Source organism: Tropicibacter alexandrii (assembly GCF_003667315.2).
In the GTDB taxonomy this organism is placed as follows: domain Bacteria; phylum Pseudomonadota; class Alphaproteobacteria; order Rhodobacterales; family Rhodobacteraceae; genus Tropicibacter; species Tropicibacter alexandrii.
Genome location: NZ_RCTZ02000038.1, coordinates 1 through 13,884, shown reverse-complemented (window position 1 = coordinate 13,884; position 13,884 = coordinate 1). Strand labels below are relative to the sequence as shown.

Annotated in this window: 10 protein-coding genes and 4 pseudogenes; 6 read left to right on the top strand and 8 right to left on the bottom strand. The window is 55.8% G+C overall.

The features are described 5' to 3' along the window. Positions 1-173 precede the first annotated feature (173 nt). The 4 genes and pseudogenes from tnpC to D8Z78_RS23930 form a co-directional block, all read right to left on the bottom strand. Positions 174-1,842, bottom strand: a pseudogene (tnpC, locus tag D8Z78_RS23945) (IS66 family transposase). Between the two features lie 62 nt (positions 1,843-1,904). Continuing rightward, positions 1,905-2,252 (bottom strand): IS66 family insertion sequence element accessory protein TnpB, encoded by a 348-nt coding sequence (gene tnpB, locus D8Z78_RS23940; protein WP_121634619.1) that lies wholly within the window; start codon positions 2,250-2,252, stop codon positions 1,905-1,907. Beyond that, entirely contained in the window at positions 2,249-2,635 is a 387-nt protein-coding gene (locus tag D8Z78_RS23935; RefSeq protein WP_121634617.1) for a transposase, read from the bottom strand. Before D8Z78_RS23935 ends, tnpB (D8Z78_RS23940) begins: the two co-directional genes overlap by 4 nt. 66 nt (positions 2,636-2,701) lie before the next feature. Then, positions 2,702-4,060 carry an IS5 family transposase gene (locus D8Z78_RS23930; protein WP_121634615.1) on the bottom strand — a complete coding sequence of 453 codons (1,359 nt, stop codon included), beginning with the start codon at positions 4,058-4,060 and terminating at the stop codon, positions 2,702-2,704. A 160-nt stretch (positions 4,061-4,220) separates the two neighbouring features. Between D8Z78_RS23930 and D8Z78_RS23925 the strand changes: the two are divergent. After that, positions 4,221-4,796: pseudogene (locus tag D8Z78_RS23925) on the top strand (transposase); the annotation flags it as partial. A 256-nt stretch (positions 4,797-5,052) separates the two neighbouring features. Here the strand turns inward: D8Z78_RS23925 and D8Z78_RS23920 are convergent. The 4 genes from D8Z78_RS23920 to D8Z78_RS23905 all read right to left on the bottom strand — a co-directional run bounded on the left by D8Z78_RS23920 (position 5,053) and on the right by D8Z78_RS23905 (position 10,540). Beyond that, a complete protein-coding gene (locus tag D8Z78_RS23920; RefSeq protein WP_121634614.1) occupies positions 5,053-7,482 on the bottom strand; it encodes a tetratricopeptide repeat-containing sulfotransferase family protein in 2,430 nt (809 codons plus the stop codon). Positions 7,483-7,539: 57 nt separating this feature from the next. After that, positions 7,540-8,496, bottom strand: coding sequence for a hypothetical protein (locus tag D8Z78_RS23915; protein ID WP_128910918.1), 957 nt, complete (start codon positions 8,494-8,496; stop codon positions 7,540-7,542). Positions 8,497-8,612: 116 nt separating this feature from the next. Then, positions 8,613-9,965 (bottom strand): CsgG/HfaB family protein, encoded by a 1,353-nt coding sequence (locus D8Z78_RS23910; RefSeq protein WP_164933085.1) that lies wholly within the window; start codon positions 9,963-9,965, stop codon positions 8,613-8,615. A gap of 11 nt (positions 9,966-9,976) precedes the next feature. After that, on the bottom strand, positions 9,977-10,540 hold the full coding sequence (locus tag D8Z78_RS23905) for a hypothetical protein (protein ID WP_128910917.1): 564 nt from the start codon (positions 10,538-10,540) through the stop codon (positions 9,977-9,979). A gap of 1,215 nt (positions 10,541-11,755) precedes the next feature. Between D8Z78_RS23905 and D8Z78_RS23900 the strand changes: the two genes are divergently transcribed. From D8Z78_RS23900 to D8Z78_RS23875, 5 genes and pseudogenes are all read left to right on the top strand, one after another. After that, positions 11,756-12,496 (top strand): DNA-binding transcriptional response regulator, encoded by a 741-nt coding sequence (locus D8Z78_RS23900; protein ID WP_128910916.1) that lies wholly within the window; start codon positions 11,756-11,758, stop codon positions 12,494-12,496. Between the two features lie 244 nt (positions 12,497-12,740). Then, positions 12,741-12,929 (top strand): annotated as a pseudogene (locus D8Z78_RS23895) (transposase); the annotation flags it as partial. A gap of 123 nt (positions 12,930-13,052) precedes the next feature. Continuing rightward, positions 13,053-13,538, top strand: a complete 486-nt coding sequence (gene tnpA, locus D8Z78_RS25155; RefSeq protein ID WP_338064697.1) for an IS66-like element accessory protein TnpA — start codon at positions 13,053-13,055, stop codon at positions 13,536-13,538. Then, positions 13,423-13,764, top strand: a pseudogene (gene tnpB / locus D8Z78_RS25150) (IS66 family insertion sequence element accessory protein TnpB). The gene tnpA and the pseudogene tnpB (D8Z78_RS25150) overlap by 116 nt, the downstream one beginning before the upstream one ends. After that, positions 13,742-13,884 (top strand): transposase (locus D8Z78_RS23875; RefSeq protein WP_128910914.1); only part of this gene is annotated, 143 nt, incomplete at its 3' end. The pseudogene tnpB (D8Z78_RS25150) and the gene D8Z78_RS23875, both read left to right, overlap by 23 nt.

The window sequence follows — 13,884 nt, the reverse complement described above, 5'->3', positions numbered from 1 at the left end:
GAAGTTCTGGCAGGCTTGATCACCCGCCACGATACGCCGCCCTCTCAAACCCCGTCACCCAGTTTCACGCATAGCTCGGCGAGTGGCAGGCCCGGAAGCAAGGTGTGCAAGGCCGTCGCCAATGGCGCAACGTCTATCTGGCCATCGACACCGCCACTTCGCAACCGCCCGATTTAGGCCGCCTTGGAATCCTCGGGCGGTGCTGGTGTCCAATTCCAGGGAAGCAATTCGTCGAGCCGGTTGATTTTGTGGTCGTGGATGCGGCTGAGAATATCAGCGAGGTAGGCCTGCGGATTGAGCCCGTTCATTTTTGCGGTTTCGATTATGGTCATGGCGCGGGCGATGGTTTCGCCGCCGGTGTCTGATCCGGCGAAGAGCCAGTTGCGGCGACCAACGCCGATTGGGCGCATGCCGCGCTCTGCTGCGTTGTTATCGATGGCCACGCGGCCACCGTCCAAGAACAGGGTGAAGGAGGACCAACGGGACAGTGCGTAGCGGAAAGCCTTGGCCAGAACGCTTTTGCCTGGGATGCGCGTCAGTTGAGCCTCGGCCCAGGCGTGGAAGGCCTCCACCTTTGGTTTGGTCTGTTGTTGCCGGACAGTATAGCGCTCGTCGGCAGGCGGGCCTTTGATATCGCGCTCGATATCATAGAGCTGGCCAATGCGGTCGAGCGCGCCCTTGGCGATCTCGGATTTGGTGCCGGTCCAGATGTCGTGGAAGTCCCGCCTGAGGTGCGCCCAGCAAGCCGCTTCACGGAATTGGGCGTTGCCATCGGCGCGTGTCTCATAGAGAGCTTTGAAGCCGGTGTATGCATCGGCCTGCAGGATACCCGTACTATTCTGCAAATGCTTGCGGGGATGTTCGCCCTTTCGGTCTGGCGAGCAGCAATAGACCGCCCCCGGCGGCGCTTGCCATGCCCATGGCCGCTGATCACGCACATACGTCCAAATGCGGCCCTGTTTGACGCCTTTTCCAAGCCCTTTGGATTTGGCGGCACGGTCGAGCACGCGGATTGGAGTATCGTCAGCATGCAGGATGTCACTGCCCATGATGTCGGCTTCAATGCGCTCGATCAGCGGTGTCAGGGTCCGCATCGCAGCCCCGCACCAATCGACCAGAGTGGTGTCCGGGATATCGGCGCCCATGCGCTCAAAAATCTCGTGCTGACGATAAAGCGGGACGTGGTCGTCGAACTTAGACGTGAGGATGTATGCCAGAAGGCCGGGTCCGGCCATGGAGCGCGGGATCGGGCGGCTCGGGGCTGGTTCCTGCACGATCTTTTCACAGCGGCGGCAGGACTTCTTGATCCGGGCGATCTCGATGACCTTCAGTTGGGCTGCGATCATGTCGATCAATTCACTCATATCCTCGCCCAAGACGCGCAGGTCACCGCCGCAATCAGGGCAACTGTCGCCGGGGTCGAGTTCCCGGCGTTCGCGCGGGGCATCCTTCGAGATACGCGGGCGGCGGCGCGGCAGTTTCTCTTCTGGGACGGCTTCGTTTGACGTGGTGATGTCATCCTCGACATACGCGTCCGGCCCCGCCGCTCCATCGGCCTCGGCCATGGCGACCTGCAGGTCTTCGAGCGCCAGCTCCAACTGTTCGATCTCGCGCTCGATCTTCTCAGAGCTTTTGCCGAAGGCTTGTTTCTGCAGCTTCGCGATCCGCGTGCGTCACGCCAAAGGCGTGCATCTATCATGCGCACCTCTGGTGCGACGTTCGCACCAACAGATCATGGGCGCGCAACTTAGCTGAGAGTTTGGCGTTCTCCGCCTCCAGAGAGGCAATGATCGCCCTCAAAACGGCAGCATCATTGGAGAGAGATGCGGCGTCTTCAGACATGCGCATGATTACCATGATCTGCTGCGAAGGGCCATAAAAACAAGCAATATCAGCGCGGTATTTTACCCAACCCGCGCAGGCGGCGCGCCCCAATCCTGACGTCGCCAATCGATGCCTTCCCAAAGCATCGCCAATTGTGACGATGTCAGGCGCATACCCCCATTTTTCGCGGATGGCCAGGGAAAGCGTCCTTTCTCAAGCACCCTGTAGTACAGGCAAAAGCCCCGACCATCCCAATAGAGCAGTCTGATCCGATCGCCCTTTCGCCCCTGGAACGCAAAAACCGCGCCACTCGTAGGACGTTGAAGCAGAACATCCTGCGCCAAGGCCGACAGGCCAGCGATCCTTTTGCGCATATCCGTCGTTCCGCAGGCAAGATACACACGGACACCCGTGCCGGGGCCAATCATGCCGTCGCCACCAACCGGATCAACCGCAGGATATCAACTTCAGCCATACCTGCGGGGCAGCGCAGAGTGTGCCCGTTTGCAAAACCGATCTCTGCAGGCTCACCGTAAGCGAGTTCCGGCTTGGAAGTCAGGGGCAAGTCTGGCGCGTCGAGAGCTAAAAACGTCATGCCCTCGGGCTCCGGCCAGAGCCCCTTATCCTTCATTTGCCGTCGCCACTGATAAATGTGCTGCCGCGTGAGGTCATGACGGCGGGCAACCTCGTTCACGGTCGCGCCACCCACGCCAACTTCCCGCAATATCGACAGCTTCATCTCATCTGGCCAAAACCGCCGACGCTCGACCCCAACGAACACTTCATGTCGCAAATTCTGCCCTCGCCGCATACGACGTCGTTATCCACGTCAGTAACGACGTCGTATAAGATCTACTAAGTCGGGTCTGAACAATGCCTATGCGGCCATTTCCGGGTGGCGCCACCCGCCGTCGGCCGCGGGTGACAGTCTCACGGCGTCGGCGATCCATGCCGCCAACATGGCCAAAAGAGCCCTGAGCCGGGCCAGGATCTTTCGGATGTTGTGCCCGCAGCCGCAGAGCACGGCGAAGATCGCATCGCCCCGGCTGCCCTTGAGCGGGCATCGCGCGAGGCGGCCGTCGGTTTTCATGTGGCCGATTTCCGGCTCGATCGCGCTTCGCCGCCGCAAGTGCGCCTTCAGCCCCTTCGTCAGCCCCCGGCGCATGCCCGAGATCAGCACCCGTGGACCACGGACATCGTGTCCGCGATAGCCGCGGTCCACGACGACGAGAGCGGGGCGCATGTCGGTGAGTGTCTCGACCTGTTCCAGCGCCTCGGCCAGCGTGTGGCCGTCATAGGGGTTGCCCGGCATGGCGCGCATGCCCACCACGAAGCCGCCATCGATGGTCGTGGCGACGCTGACCTTGCACCCGAACTCGTATCGGACGCGTGCTTTCCCCTTGGAGATGCAATCGACTTCGGGCTCGTGCAGGGCGTAGATCTTGCCCTTGGCCTTTGGGGCCTGGTGCAGCAGCTTCGACACCCGCGCCAGCATCTCGGCCACGCCGTCGCGCACCGCACCTTCGGGGAGGCCATCGAGCTGCCGGCGGATGTCGCGCATCACACGGCCTGTATAGCCACGCAATGTTCTCAACGCCTTGCGCATGCGCTTGAACTGGCGCGCATGGGCATAGCGCCCGATCTGCTGCGCCAGCCGTGGAGCCTTGCGCGCATAGGTCTGGCGCAGATCGATGCCGAGGTCCTTCGCCAGCGCGACCAGTTTGACGCGCGCCTTTTCGTAAAGCCGCGCATCGGTCGGATGCGCGATGGCCTTTTCCATCACCGTGGTATCGACCGACACCCGCGACAGGCGGTCGTCATCGACCACCCCGGCCGCGCGACCGGCCTCGATCGTCTTGGTCAGCAGCCACTCCGCGCCTTCCTCGCCGATGCGATCCCGCCAACGGCTGAGGGAGGACGGATGGATCGGCGGTTGATGTTGAAAGAACGTCTCGCCGGTGAAATGCTGAAAGTACGGGTTCTCGACCCACCGTGCGACAACGGCCTCGTCCGAGAGACCATGGGTATGCTGCAGATACATGAGGCCGGCCACGAGGCGGGGATGCGTTGCCGGTCGGCCTGACGCGGAGGGAAAGAACCCGGCCCATTCCCGCTCGAACCACTCCCAATCGATGAGGCCCGCGAGTTTCACCAGCTCGTGCCGCATGTCGATCATGTCAACCAGGCGCGGCCTCAGCAGGTCATCCTGTTCCGGTGTGCGATCTCGATGCTTCATGGCTGGATCCCGAACTGCAGGGTATCGACTGCCAGTCTACGAAACCCTGCAGTCAGCCGCGAGCAAAAATGCCGATTTTGCAAACGCGATCAACGGCATGAGGATTATTCAAGCCGGACTACTAAGCAAAAGCGGCAGGTGGTTCAAATCGGGCGGTTACGCCACTTCCGACATCCGCGCGGTCGAGTTCACCCCCAGCCGGGAAGGCCCCTCTCGTGGATATCCTGCGCAAACCACTGCCGGGCAGTGGACAGCCCCGTTTTGCCAGACCTGCTCGACCAGATCCCGGAAGACGAAGACATCGGCACCGTGATCGCAGACGGAGCCTACGACCAGGGGCTTCGCCCGTTCAGGGCAGAATTGATCCACTGGATCAATTCTGTGACGCCCTTCACCCCGCCGCTGCCATAGCGCCATCATCGCACACGGTGGCACTGCGATCATCCCGATCCGCAAGAACGGTCGGCCATGGAAAGACGACTGCCCAGTTGCCCGGGCGCGCAACGAAACCCTGCGCGCCACACGTCAATATGGCAGGGCGTTCTGGAAGCGGTGGACCGGATACCATATCCGGACCCGCGCCGAGGCCAAGATGCAATGCCTGAAGCTCTTCGGCGAGCGCATCGCCGCCAGAGACCTCGACCGCCAGACTCCCGAAATCCACATCCGCGTCGCCCTCATGAACCGCTTCAACGCCCTCGGCACAGTCGAGATCGTCCGCATGACCTGTACCTGACGGGGCAAGGGGCCCTCACGCCTCAGGACGTCGTTCTGCAACAACGCCGCACACCGGTAGCAAGGCGTCCCCTCATGAACTGCCCTTCATAAGCGACAAAGCGCGAGCCTACTTCTATTGCTTGCATCGCTGTTTTGCAGTCTGAACTCCCGATGCAAACGCTGAGGAAGGTTGCGGCATCCTTTGCGCCTTCGCTGCCTTTTCTACCGCGCACTTGAGACCGCCATCACGATGCGTGCATGCTTCCCCATTGCAATTACGTTTGAACCTTTGATTTCACGAATTTATACAATGGCCCTTTATAATTTGGGTTGTATCCAAGCTTGTCAATATACGGCTGAATGACTTCTTTGTGCGGCGACAAGTATTTGGAGTATCTTTCCCATCTATAAGCAGATTCTTTGTAAATTGGCTGTGTTACCTGCCTGTAGCTTGGTGTATTGATCTTATTTCTCGCCAATGCTGTGGCTCTGTAATCGGTCAGGGAAGCCTCCCATTTCAAATCGACGGACGAAAGCAGCTGCTTAACTTCCTCTCCAAAATTATTGACTATACTTTCATATCGGTACAGCGATATTTTAACGTCTGCATTTTTCAACGCGCCCTCAAGTGTTTGCATTGCAGCGCAATACAGTTCCGCAGCAGTTTGAAGCTTGAGCATACATGCCATTGCTTTATTTAGTTTGAAATTTTGCATGTAATTACTGAGTATCGCATCGAACGGGTGGCGCGCCGCAAAAATAATAGGCGCGTCTGGGAACATGGCATGAATGAGTGGCAATTCGAGCAGGTGCAAAGGAAGCTTGTCAAATACGAGCGACGAATTTTTCATTTCTTCAGACATTTCAAACTTGAGGTTCGACAGGTATCTCTCGCGACACAGGGCAATCTTACCGGTATCAAGATCATTTGATTCAAATCCATTGGGATACACCGTATCGATGGCGTGGCTGAGCATGGGCCTCTCCTCAATTACAGAGACCTTGGAGTGTGTACGGAGGACAGTATCAAGCAAAGTGGTGCCCGACCGAGGGTAACCGACAATAAAGCCGATTTGAGGTTGACCCTCAAGTTTGCTGAGACGGCTGGGAGCCGGAAGGGGATTTGCCATGTAGTACAAAGCACTCGACTTAACCTTTTGCAAAAACTCATGGGATTCCGTAACAATGTCAGCATCTATTTGAGAGGAGATTGCATTCATGGATTCGAACGAGGACATAGCTTCGTCGGGCTTTTTCAGTTTGTCTAGAACCTCTCCGAGCGTAGCGTAAAGTCTAACTTGTGATGAAGCAGACAAGGTGTCGGCGCGTACCGTTTCCAACTTTTCTAAAGCCAAATCGTATTCGCGTTTCCTGCTGTGCAAGATTCCCTCGAATAGTCTCAAGATGTTTGCATGTTCCGAAGAGCCGTGCAGTGGTTCCAATGCTTCCTTTGCTTTACTTAGCTGCGAGCGCAACTCAAAGGCGTTAAAGAGCCGCTCCGCAATACGTAACGGCTTATAGTTCCTTTCCTTCAGTTGTTCGTAGACTTTAATTGATTCATCAATTCTTTGAGCATGCTCCAAGCAAACAGCGTATTGATACCAATCGTCATCACTCACGATTTTTTCTAAATTTTGCTTAAATATATTAAGCGCATCGCTCTCTTTTCCGATTTTAATAAGTGCGCGCGCCAAGCCAAACGTTGCCTTCATGTCATCGGGCCTATAATTTAGAGAATATCTAAAAAACTCCACTGACTTAAGATAATCCCCTTCCGCATAATAAATGGCGGCAAGGCCTGCAAATGCTTCGGCATTTTTTGGATTTACAGTTAGAGCCTTGCTGTAATAAGCAGATGAATCTTTGTGCCTTCCCAGCTTCAAGCAAATCCATGCGGCGTTAATTAGGCTTTTTTCGTCTCGCGGATTTTTGGATAGGGCTATTTCTGTCGCGTCAAGAGCAGAGTCGTATCTCTTCATTTCAGCAAGTGCCGTCCCAAGAGAGAAATAATCTTTAAATGTAGCATCAGGCATAGTCACAGCTTTTGAGTAGCTCTGGTTCGCACTTTCCAACTGCCCAAGGTTAAAAAACGCAGCTCCCATAGCAGCATGGCTTTTGGCCAATTGAGGCGCCAGTGATACCGCCTTCTCCGCTGAAAAACGCGCATCTTCCAGTTCACCGATGTCTATTTGGCAATAGCAAATTGCAATCCAAACACGTACGTTATCTCTGTAACGGTTTGCAGCCTGTCGCAAAATTTCTACAGCAGCATGCTTTTCATGTGCGGCTTTAAGAGCGTTTGAATAGTTTATTAGAAAATTTGCGTCATTCTTCCCAAGCGTATGGGCAGCCTTATAGCTTTTCACGGATTCCTGAAACAAGCCCAAGTTATATTGGGCCGTTCCCAAGTTGTTGAGCGCATTGCTATCGCCCGGGTTGATTTGGTGTGCCTTTTTAAAGGCATCTTGTGCACCTTTATAGTCCTGAAGAGCCGTACATGCCGCACCCAATATCATTAATATGCTAAAATTTTTTGGATGCGTAAGCAGAAAAACTTGAGCCGCATCTTTGCAGGACGAAAGATTGCCAACTTGGTACAAATGAGCGATTTGTGCAGCACTCCCGGAGGAAAGAGGCAAATGTAACTTATTGTGGCTCGCACGATCAAAACGAACGCTACTTTTTTTTGTAGGCATTTTTGGCATGACTGACACCCGAATAGATGGACGACGGCCTAAGCCGTCGTCCTAGTTTTACAAGCCTTACAGGCCGTTCGAACCGCCCGTGGACGAACCAACGATGCCAGCAACAGCAGCGTCAACACCGGACACGATGGTACCGGTGTTAACTGCGCCGAGTGCCGTGGTCGACAGGTTGCCGATCGAACCGTTGACCTGCTCCATCACGTTGTTGATGGAACCGTTAACGCCGGTCATGTTCGACGCGACGTTCAGGACGATCGCACCGGTGTCAGCCGAACCACCCAGCTGGTTCACCACTGCCGAGATGGCGTTGGTGGTCGAGGTCGCAGCTTCATCAACCGCCGAGTTCACACCCAGCGTGATGTCGCCGGTGTTAACGGCGCCAAGTGCGGTGGTCGCCATGTCGCCGAAGTCGAAGGTCGGCATGTTCCACTCGATGGCGGACACGTCGATGTTTGCGATCGCTTCCTGGGTCGCACCGTTGATGCCGTCCAGGGTGTTGTTGATCGAGCCATCGATGCCCTGCAGGCCAGACACCTGAATCAGGTCAGCCGTGAAGTCGGCAGCGTAGTTGGTCTGCGCATTCGAGATTGCCGCCTGCTGGTTATTCACTGCGTTGTTGTATGCCGCCACAGCGTTGTTGTAGGCGTTTTGGTTCGCCGCGATGGTGAGATCACCGTAGTCCGCCGGATTGGGCTCACCGGCTGCAACGGTGGCCAATACACCGGCAGGCAACGCTGCAAGTGCTGCGTCCACTGCGTCCTGCAGACCTGCCTGATACTCGTCCTCAGAAACGACATTGCCCGTTGGGTTACCGGCGCCGTCGAGTTCCGAGTACACGGTCACGGCAGAACCGTTGCCGATGTTTTCGGCGATGTTCGCAAAGGTGCCGTTGACCGACGCCAGGTTGGTGGCGTTGTCGATCTGGCCCAGAACGCGCTCCAGCACGGACTGAGCGGATGCAGCGCCCGTCAATGCGACGAGGGCGATTGCGGAAGTAGCAAGAAGTTTGTTCACTTCACTCTCCATATGCTTACCGATCCTCCCGATCGGTTCGCCAGGGTTTCGCAGGGTTTCGTGGGAGGCCTGCCTTCTATCCGCTTGACACGCAGTCTTTAGCGGAATTCTTCAGGTCACTCGCGCGGTGCAACGGTCTTAGGATCCGTCGCAGCTGCTCGTGACCCGCTAATTTGTGGTCGGACGTCCGCATCTGGCGCGGCGCTGTTTGATGCCGGAACTTTGTCCGGCATGACTTTGGAAATGTTGGCTTCCCGGCGCTTGATCTTATTGCCCGCGTCCTGAACTTCCGTCATCGCCCGCTCCACCAAGACGGCAACAGCGTCACCCTCAGGTCCGCTCAGGCCGTTCCCCGCAGCTTCTCGCAAGGCTTGGATTGCAACTGCGAGGTACTGAGTGGCCTCCCTCACGAGGTCATTGGCTTTCTGCAGGTCAAGTTCGTTTCCTGCGGCCTGAGCCGTCACGATCGCTCGTCCGGCATTTGCAGTGGCGATATCCATCCGTTTGCGCAATTCCGGAGTAATCGGAACCGAGGGTTTGGCCTGCGGAACGCTGCGAACCTGTGGCTGAGCAGCAGCTTGTTGCTGCGGGGGCTCGGCGGACACTGCAGGCTTTCTGTTTCTCTCGAGCGCAAGCGAAACGAATTTCGTCAAGTCAGAATCGCCCCGACCATTTTCGGCAGACGGTTCCGCTGCCGCCGGGCTGACCATAAGCTGGCAGGGTTTGAATTCAGCAGACGGAATAAGCTGCCCAATCAATTCCAACGTCGCGTAATTCAGCATCTGCCGCATTGCAAAGTGTACAGCTTCACGCTTCATGCCGCCCGCCGAAAGGCTGATCAGCGTCGTTTCAAAGAAACGATCAGCCTCGACGCCATTTTCTCGAGTGAATATTTGCTTCTGCAGCGGCACGTTCGCGATTATACGCCCCGTGTAGGTATCGGTAAGGGAAAGGTCCAAGGCAATCAGTATCCTAGCTTGACGTCGTTTGACGCCAAAACCAGCAATATTCACGTCAAACCCGTCACCGGGAATGAAGTCCAAGCTATTTATCGATCCGGATATGTAAAAATTCGCAGGGGTTTGCTGTTTGATGTCCCTAATGCCCCACTGCGTCTCGACGACGGCAATGTTCGGGTCGCGCCTATTTACGACAGTTACGCCGGATCGAAAAAGCGCAGACTGAACCATCTCCCCGGCACCCTGCGAAAGCATTTTACCAGCGCCGCCATCAGAATAGGTTTCCTTTCCCGTTGCATCGATCACTTGCCCAACAGCAAAACTGATAGACGGATCAATTTTTCCTTTAATGCAATCCAGCGCTCTGTCGAATGGTGTGACAAGGTCAACGATAGCAGGGCCTTCCACAAGCCTTGCTTGCTTCGTTGTAGAAACAAACGCCAAGCTCTGCGGCACAGCACACCCGCTTACAGCTCCGCTTAAAAAAGCGAAGACAACAATCTTCGACATAAGTCGTGGCATTAGCGGTTACACTCGAGTCCTGAAATGCTGGGAAATGCGCCCAATGCGGACAGGCCTGGGACAATTCCGAGAGATGCAACTGCACCAGGAGTACCGGCAAAAGTCGCACCTTCGTTTGTCATCGTTGAGTTGTTCAAGACAGAACCATCAATGCACCCATCGTTGCTCGCAGAGTTTTCTGCAACGATGGAGTTTCCACTGCCCTCGATATCTATAGTAGTGTTGCCAGTATTCATGGAGCCGACAGCATTGGTATTTTGATCTATAGCATCCCCGATATGAAAATCGGAAGTAACTGCACCCTGTGTATTGATGTCGACATAATTGCTTCGGTTATCCGTCGCGTAATGATTATTGTAGGTGATTTCGGTTTTTGCAGGGCCCAACTCTGCACTACGAATAGCGTTGGCCCGGGCCAATCCGACGGATGTATCGTTCGCCGTACGGAACCCCCAACTGGCACCCCAGTCAGCCCCCGGAGTGCTCTGTGCACTCGCACTCCCTACAAAGGCTGAGCAGCACGCGAATGACGCGGCCAGCATTATCTGTGGTAACTTCATCATTTGCTCCACCTCGTTTATCAGTGGTTATTGGCTGGCTGCGGATGCACTGCCGCCTCCAGCTGCTACAGATGATCCGCCTTCAGCAGCGGACGCACCTCCTCCGCCGGCGGCGGATGCACCTCCGCCCGTAGCCGAAGCGCCGCCACCGCCGGCTGCCGCGGCTGAGCCGCCGCTGGACGCGGCTGCACCGCCGCCACCTGCTGCCGCGGCGGCACCGTCGCCAGACGCCGACGCCCCTCCACCACCGGCCGCCGCTGCGGCACCAGCGCCAGACGCGGATGCGCCCCCACCACCTGCAGCTGCCGCTACGCCAGTTCCAGAGGCTGAAGCGCCATTGTTGCCTGCAGCTGCCGCTACGCCGCCTGTGCCCCCCGAAGCCGGCGCAGCGCCGCCGGAATTGCCAGACGGAGCAGCCGGGCCATTTGTAGCGGCATCCACAGTCAAATTATTGTCATCCGCTTTACCACTTGCGACCGCCTTGGGTTTCTTCTGAACGTGAAAAACCCAGCAATCGACCGGCGATGAGAACTTGCCGCTTCCTACGATCGGATAGTCGCTGTCCACGCACCGCTCATAATCTGCAAGCTGGTTAACTGTAGGCAAGTTGTCCAATTTGGGCTGTGCTTCATCACAGGCGCCCAGTCCCAGCAGTATCAAAGCAAGAAAGGCGGTTTTTCGATGAGTCATTGTTAAGTCCCTCAGAATTCACGGCTTACGTACCACCATAACAATTCAAAACGCGATATCTCATTGCGCCCCAAATGAGTATCCTTGGGAAAGCTACCACTCCTTAAGGGTGAATTTGGTGTCGTTGGATACCTAGGGCGCAAAAAAAACTGCACCCAGAAACTGAGCGCAGCCATAGTTAGTGCAGTTAAGGGCAAGCTGCAAAGCGGTCAACTTAGCAGCGTCAAGCTCATATAGTAAACTCGCCGCGACACACATTGGCAAGGTGTGTTATGGGGATTTGCGGTTCGCTTTGACATCGATTTAGTGTGACCATATAGAAATTGCACCCACAGTTGCTAAAACGTTTATAAAAATATATTTAATAGTATCGTTAGATAATCAAGACAATCTTTTGGGGCGATCATGGGAAAGTGATAGCCCAATGTCGACCATTGGTCGGGTTGTCGGCCGGACTAGTAAGCACCACAATGTTAGAACAAATGCGACGCTGATACGGATTCGCACCAGTTTGCTCGGGATAGAGAGATGAAACAAGTCACGTTAGGTTGCCGCTCTGCATGGGAGCCAATCAGAACAAGCTTATCGCGCGCCGCGGTTAATCAAGAAGCAAAAGACGTTACATCGCAACGCGTCGTTGTAGAAGATGACGGAGCAAACACGCCATCTGGCGCCGTAGCAGTTTATTGCGTCCTTTCGTCCGTTGTCGGATGGCTTATCTTCTTTGTCGCTCTTGGCTTGGGAGCCAGTTTCTGGACGGCACTATTCTCTGGATTTTCGATATCGCTATTCGGTGGGGTTTTCGGATCGATATTGACGTATCTGTATGCCACGTCGGCTGAGGGGGTGAAAAGTTCTCTTAGCGACGACTTACTTCCAGAAGAGTCGCTTGATGTTCTCTTAGTGGCGTCTGAACGATTTGGCGCCATACACATTCATGAATTGTTCAACGAAATCGGCCATAGAGTGTATGTTCTGGACGATCTCGACACTGCGCTTAACGTGATCGCGAATGGATCCTTTGATTGGAGCGTCCTCGCGGTCGATCTCGACTGTGCCGGGGCCCTTGAGGACATAGTGGAGCAGCTTATCTCTTTCCGGGAGGAGAATCCACAAACCTGCGTTCTTGCTTTGACGGGCTGTACTTTGAGTGATGACCTCTCCGGCCACCGTAGACCGATATGTGACGCTACCGTGAAAATTCCAGCAACGCCAAGTCGACTGAGAGACGCGTTAGCGGCTGCGTTGGAAAACCACGGTTTCAGGTGAGATCTGCTCCTTACGGCAGTATGATGTTTTGCTGCGCTGTTTGCTTCATGTTTCGAAAAATCGATCATTGGCATAAAATAAATTTGGCGGACAGATGCACAAGTGTGACGTGTTGGTCCAATCTCACGAAGTGACACGGAAAGTTATGGATCGACGACAATTGGGTTTTGACATGATTCATCAGACTGTTTTTACAAAAGGGAATCACATCGGGCTTCGGGCGTGATTTAATCTGATATCTGCGATGGAGGTCAGCCTGGAACGAGGCTTGATGTCGGAGGAGGAATGGGCGTTCTATGAGCGGTTCATCCTGTCAGGCCGCGCGCCGAATGGGCGCAAACCTACCAACCACGGTCTTGTTCTTGATAGGATTTTCTGGATCGCGCGCACCGGCTCTGCCTGGCATGATCTCTTGCAAGAGTTAAGCAAGTGGTGAAGCGTCTACCGTAACCCTCCGGCGAGGACCGTCTGACCAGGCGGTGGCAGAGATGAAAAATCCGACGTTATAATCGACCTTACGGTCGCACCGCAGACCGAGATATTGTCCGCCGAGGATGTGCCACGGCGGGCACATCGGAGTGACGCGGACAAGGTCCGGGTGGTCGAGGAAAGTCATCGGGGACATCGCCAGGTTTCGTCGACCGCGCGGCGGCATGGCATCTGCCGTTCGCTTCTGACCATCTGGCGGCCACAGTATCGGAATGGCGAGCTCTCGGCCCAGGGCGGCCCGGCGTTCGTGCCGGTCGAGATGCCTAAGGAGATGGACACCCCGCCGCATCAAATCGCCCCGGCTGTCCAGATCGAGATCGTGTTGAGGGACGAACGGCGCTTGCTCGTGCCCTCGTTGGTGGATCCTGATGATTTGCACTGCTGCTGCCCGTTCTCGAGGGTAAATGATCGCTTTCCCGGCGGTGGTGCGCGTCTGGATTGCTGGTGGGGTGACCGATATGCGGCGCGGCACGAACACATTGGCGTTGACGGTCCAGCAAGGGCTCTGGCGAAACCAGAATGCTGGAGAGATTTTCTGCTTTCGCGGCCGTAAGGGCGATCTGGTCAAGCTGCTCTGACACGACGGCGTTGGCATGTCGTTCTACACCAAGCGGCTGGAGGTTGGGAAGTTCATCTGGCCGAGCAGCGGCACCGGCGAGACCGTGCAGATCTCGGCAGCGCAGCTCGGCTATTTGGACCTGTCGCGGTTTGATGCCGCTCCTTTGATAGCATTTACTGCGACAAAGGAGACGAACTATGAGCACGGTAAGAACGGATGAATTCCGCAAAGACGCGGTGCGAATTGCGCTGACCAGCGGGCTAACACGGCGACAAGTTGCGGATGATCTGGGCGTTGGGCTTTCGACGCTGAACAAGTGGGTGAACGCGCACCGTGACGC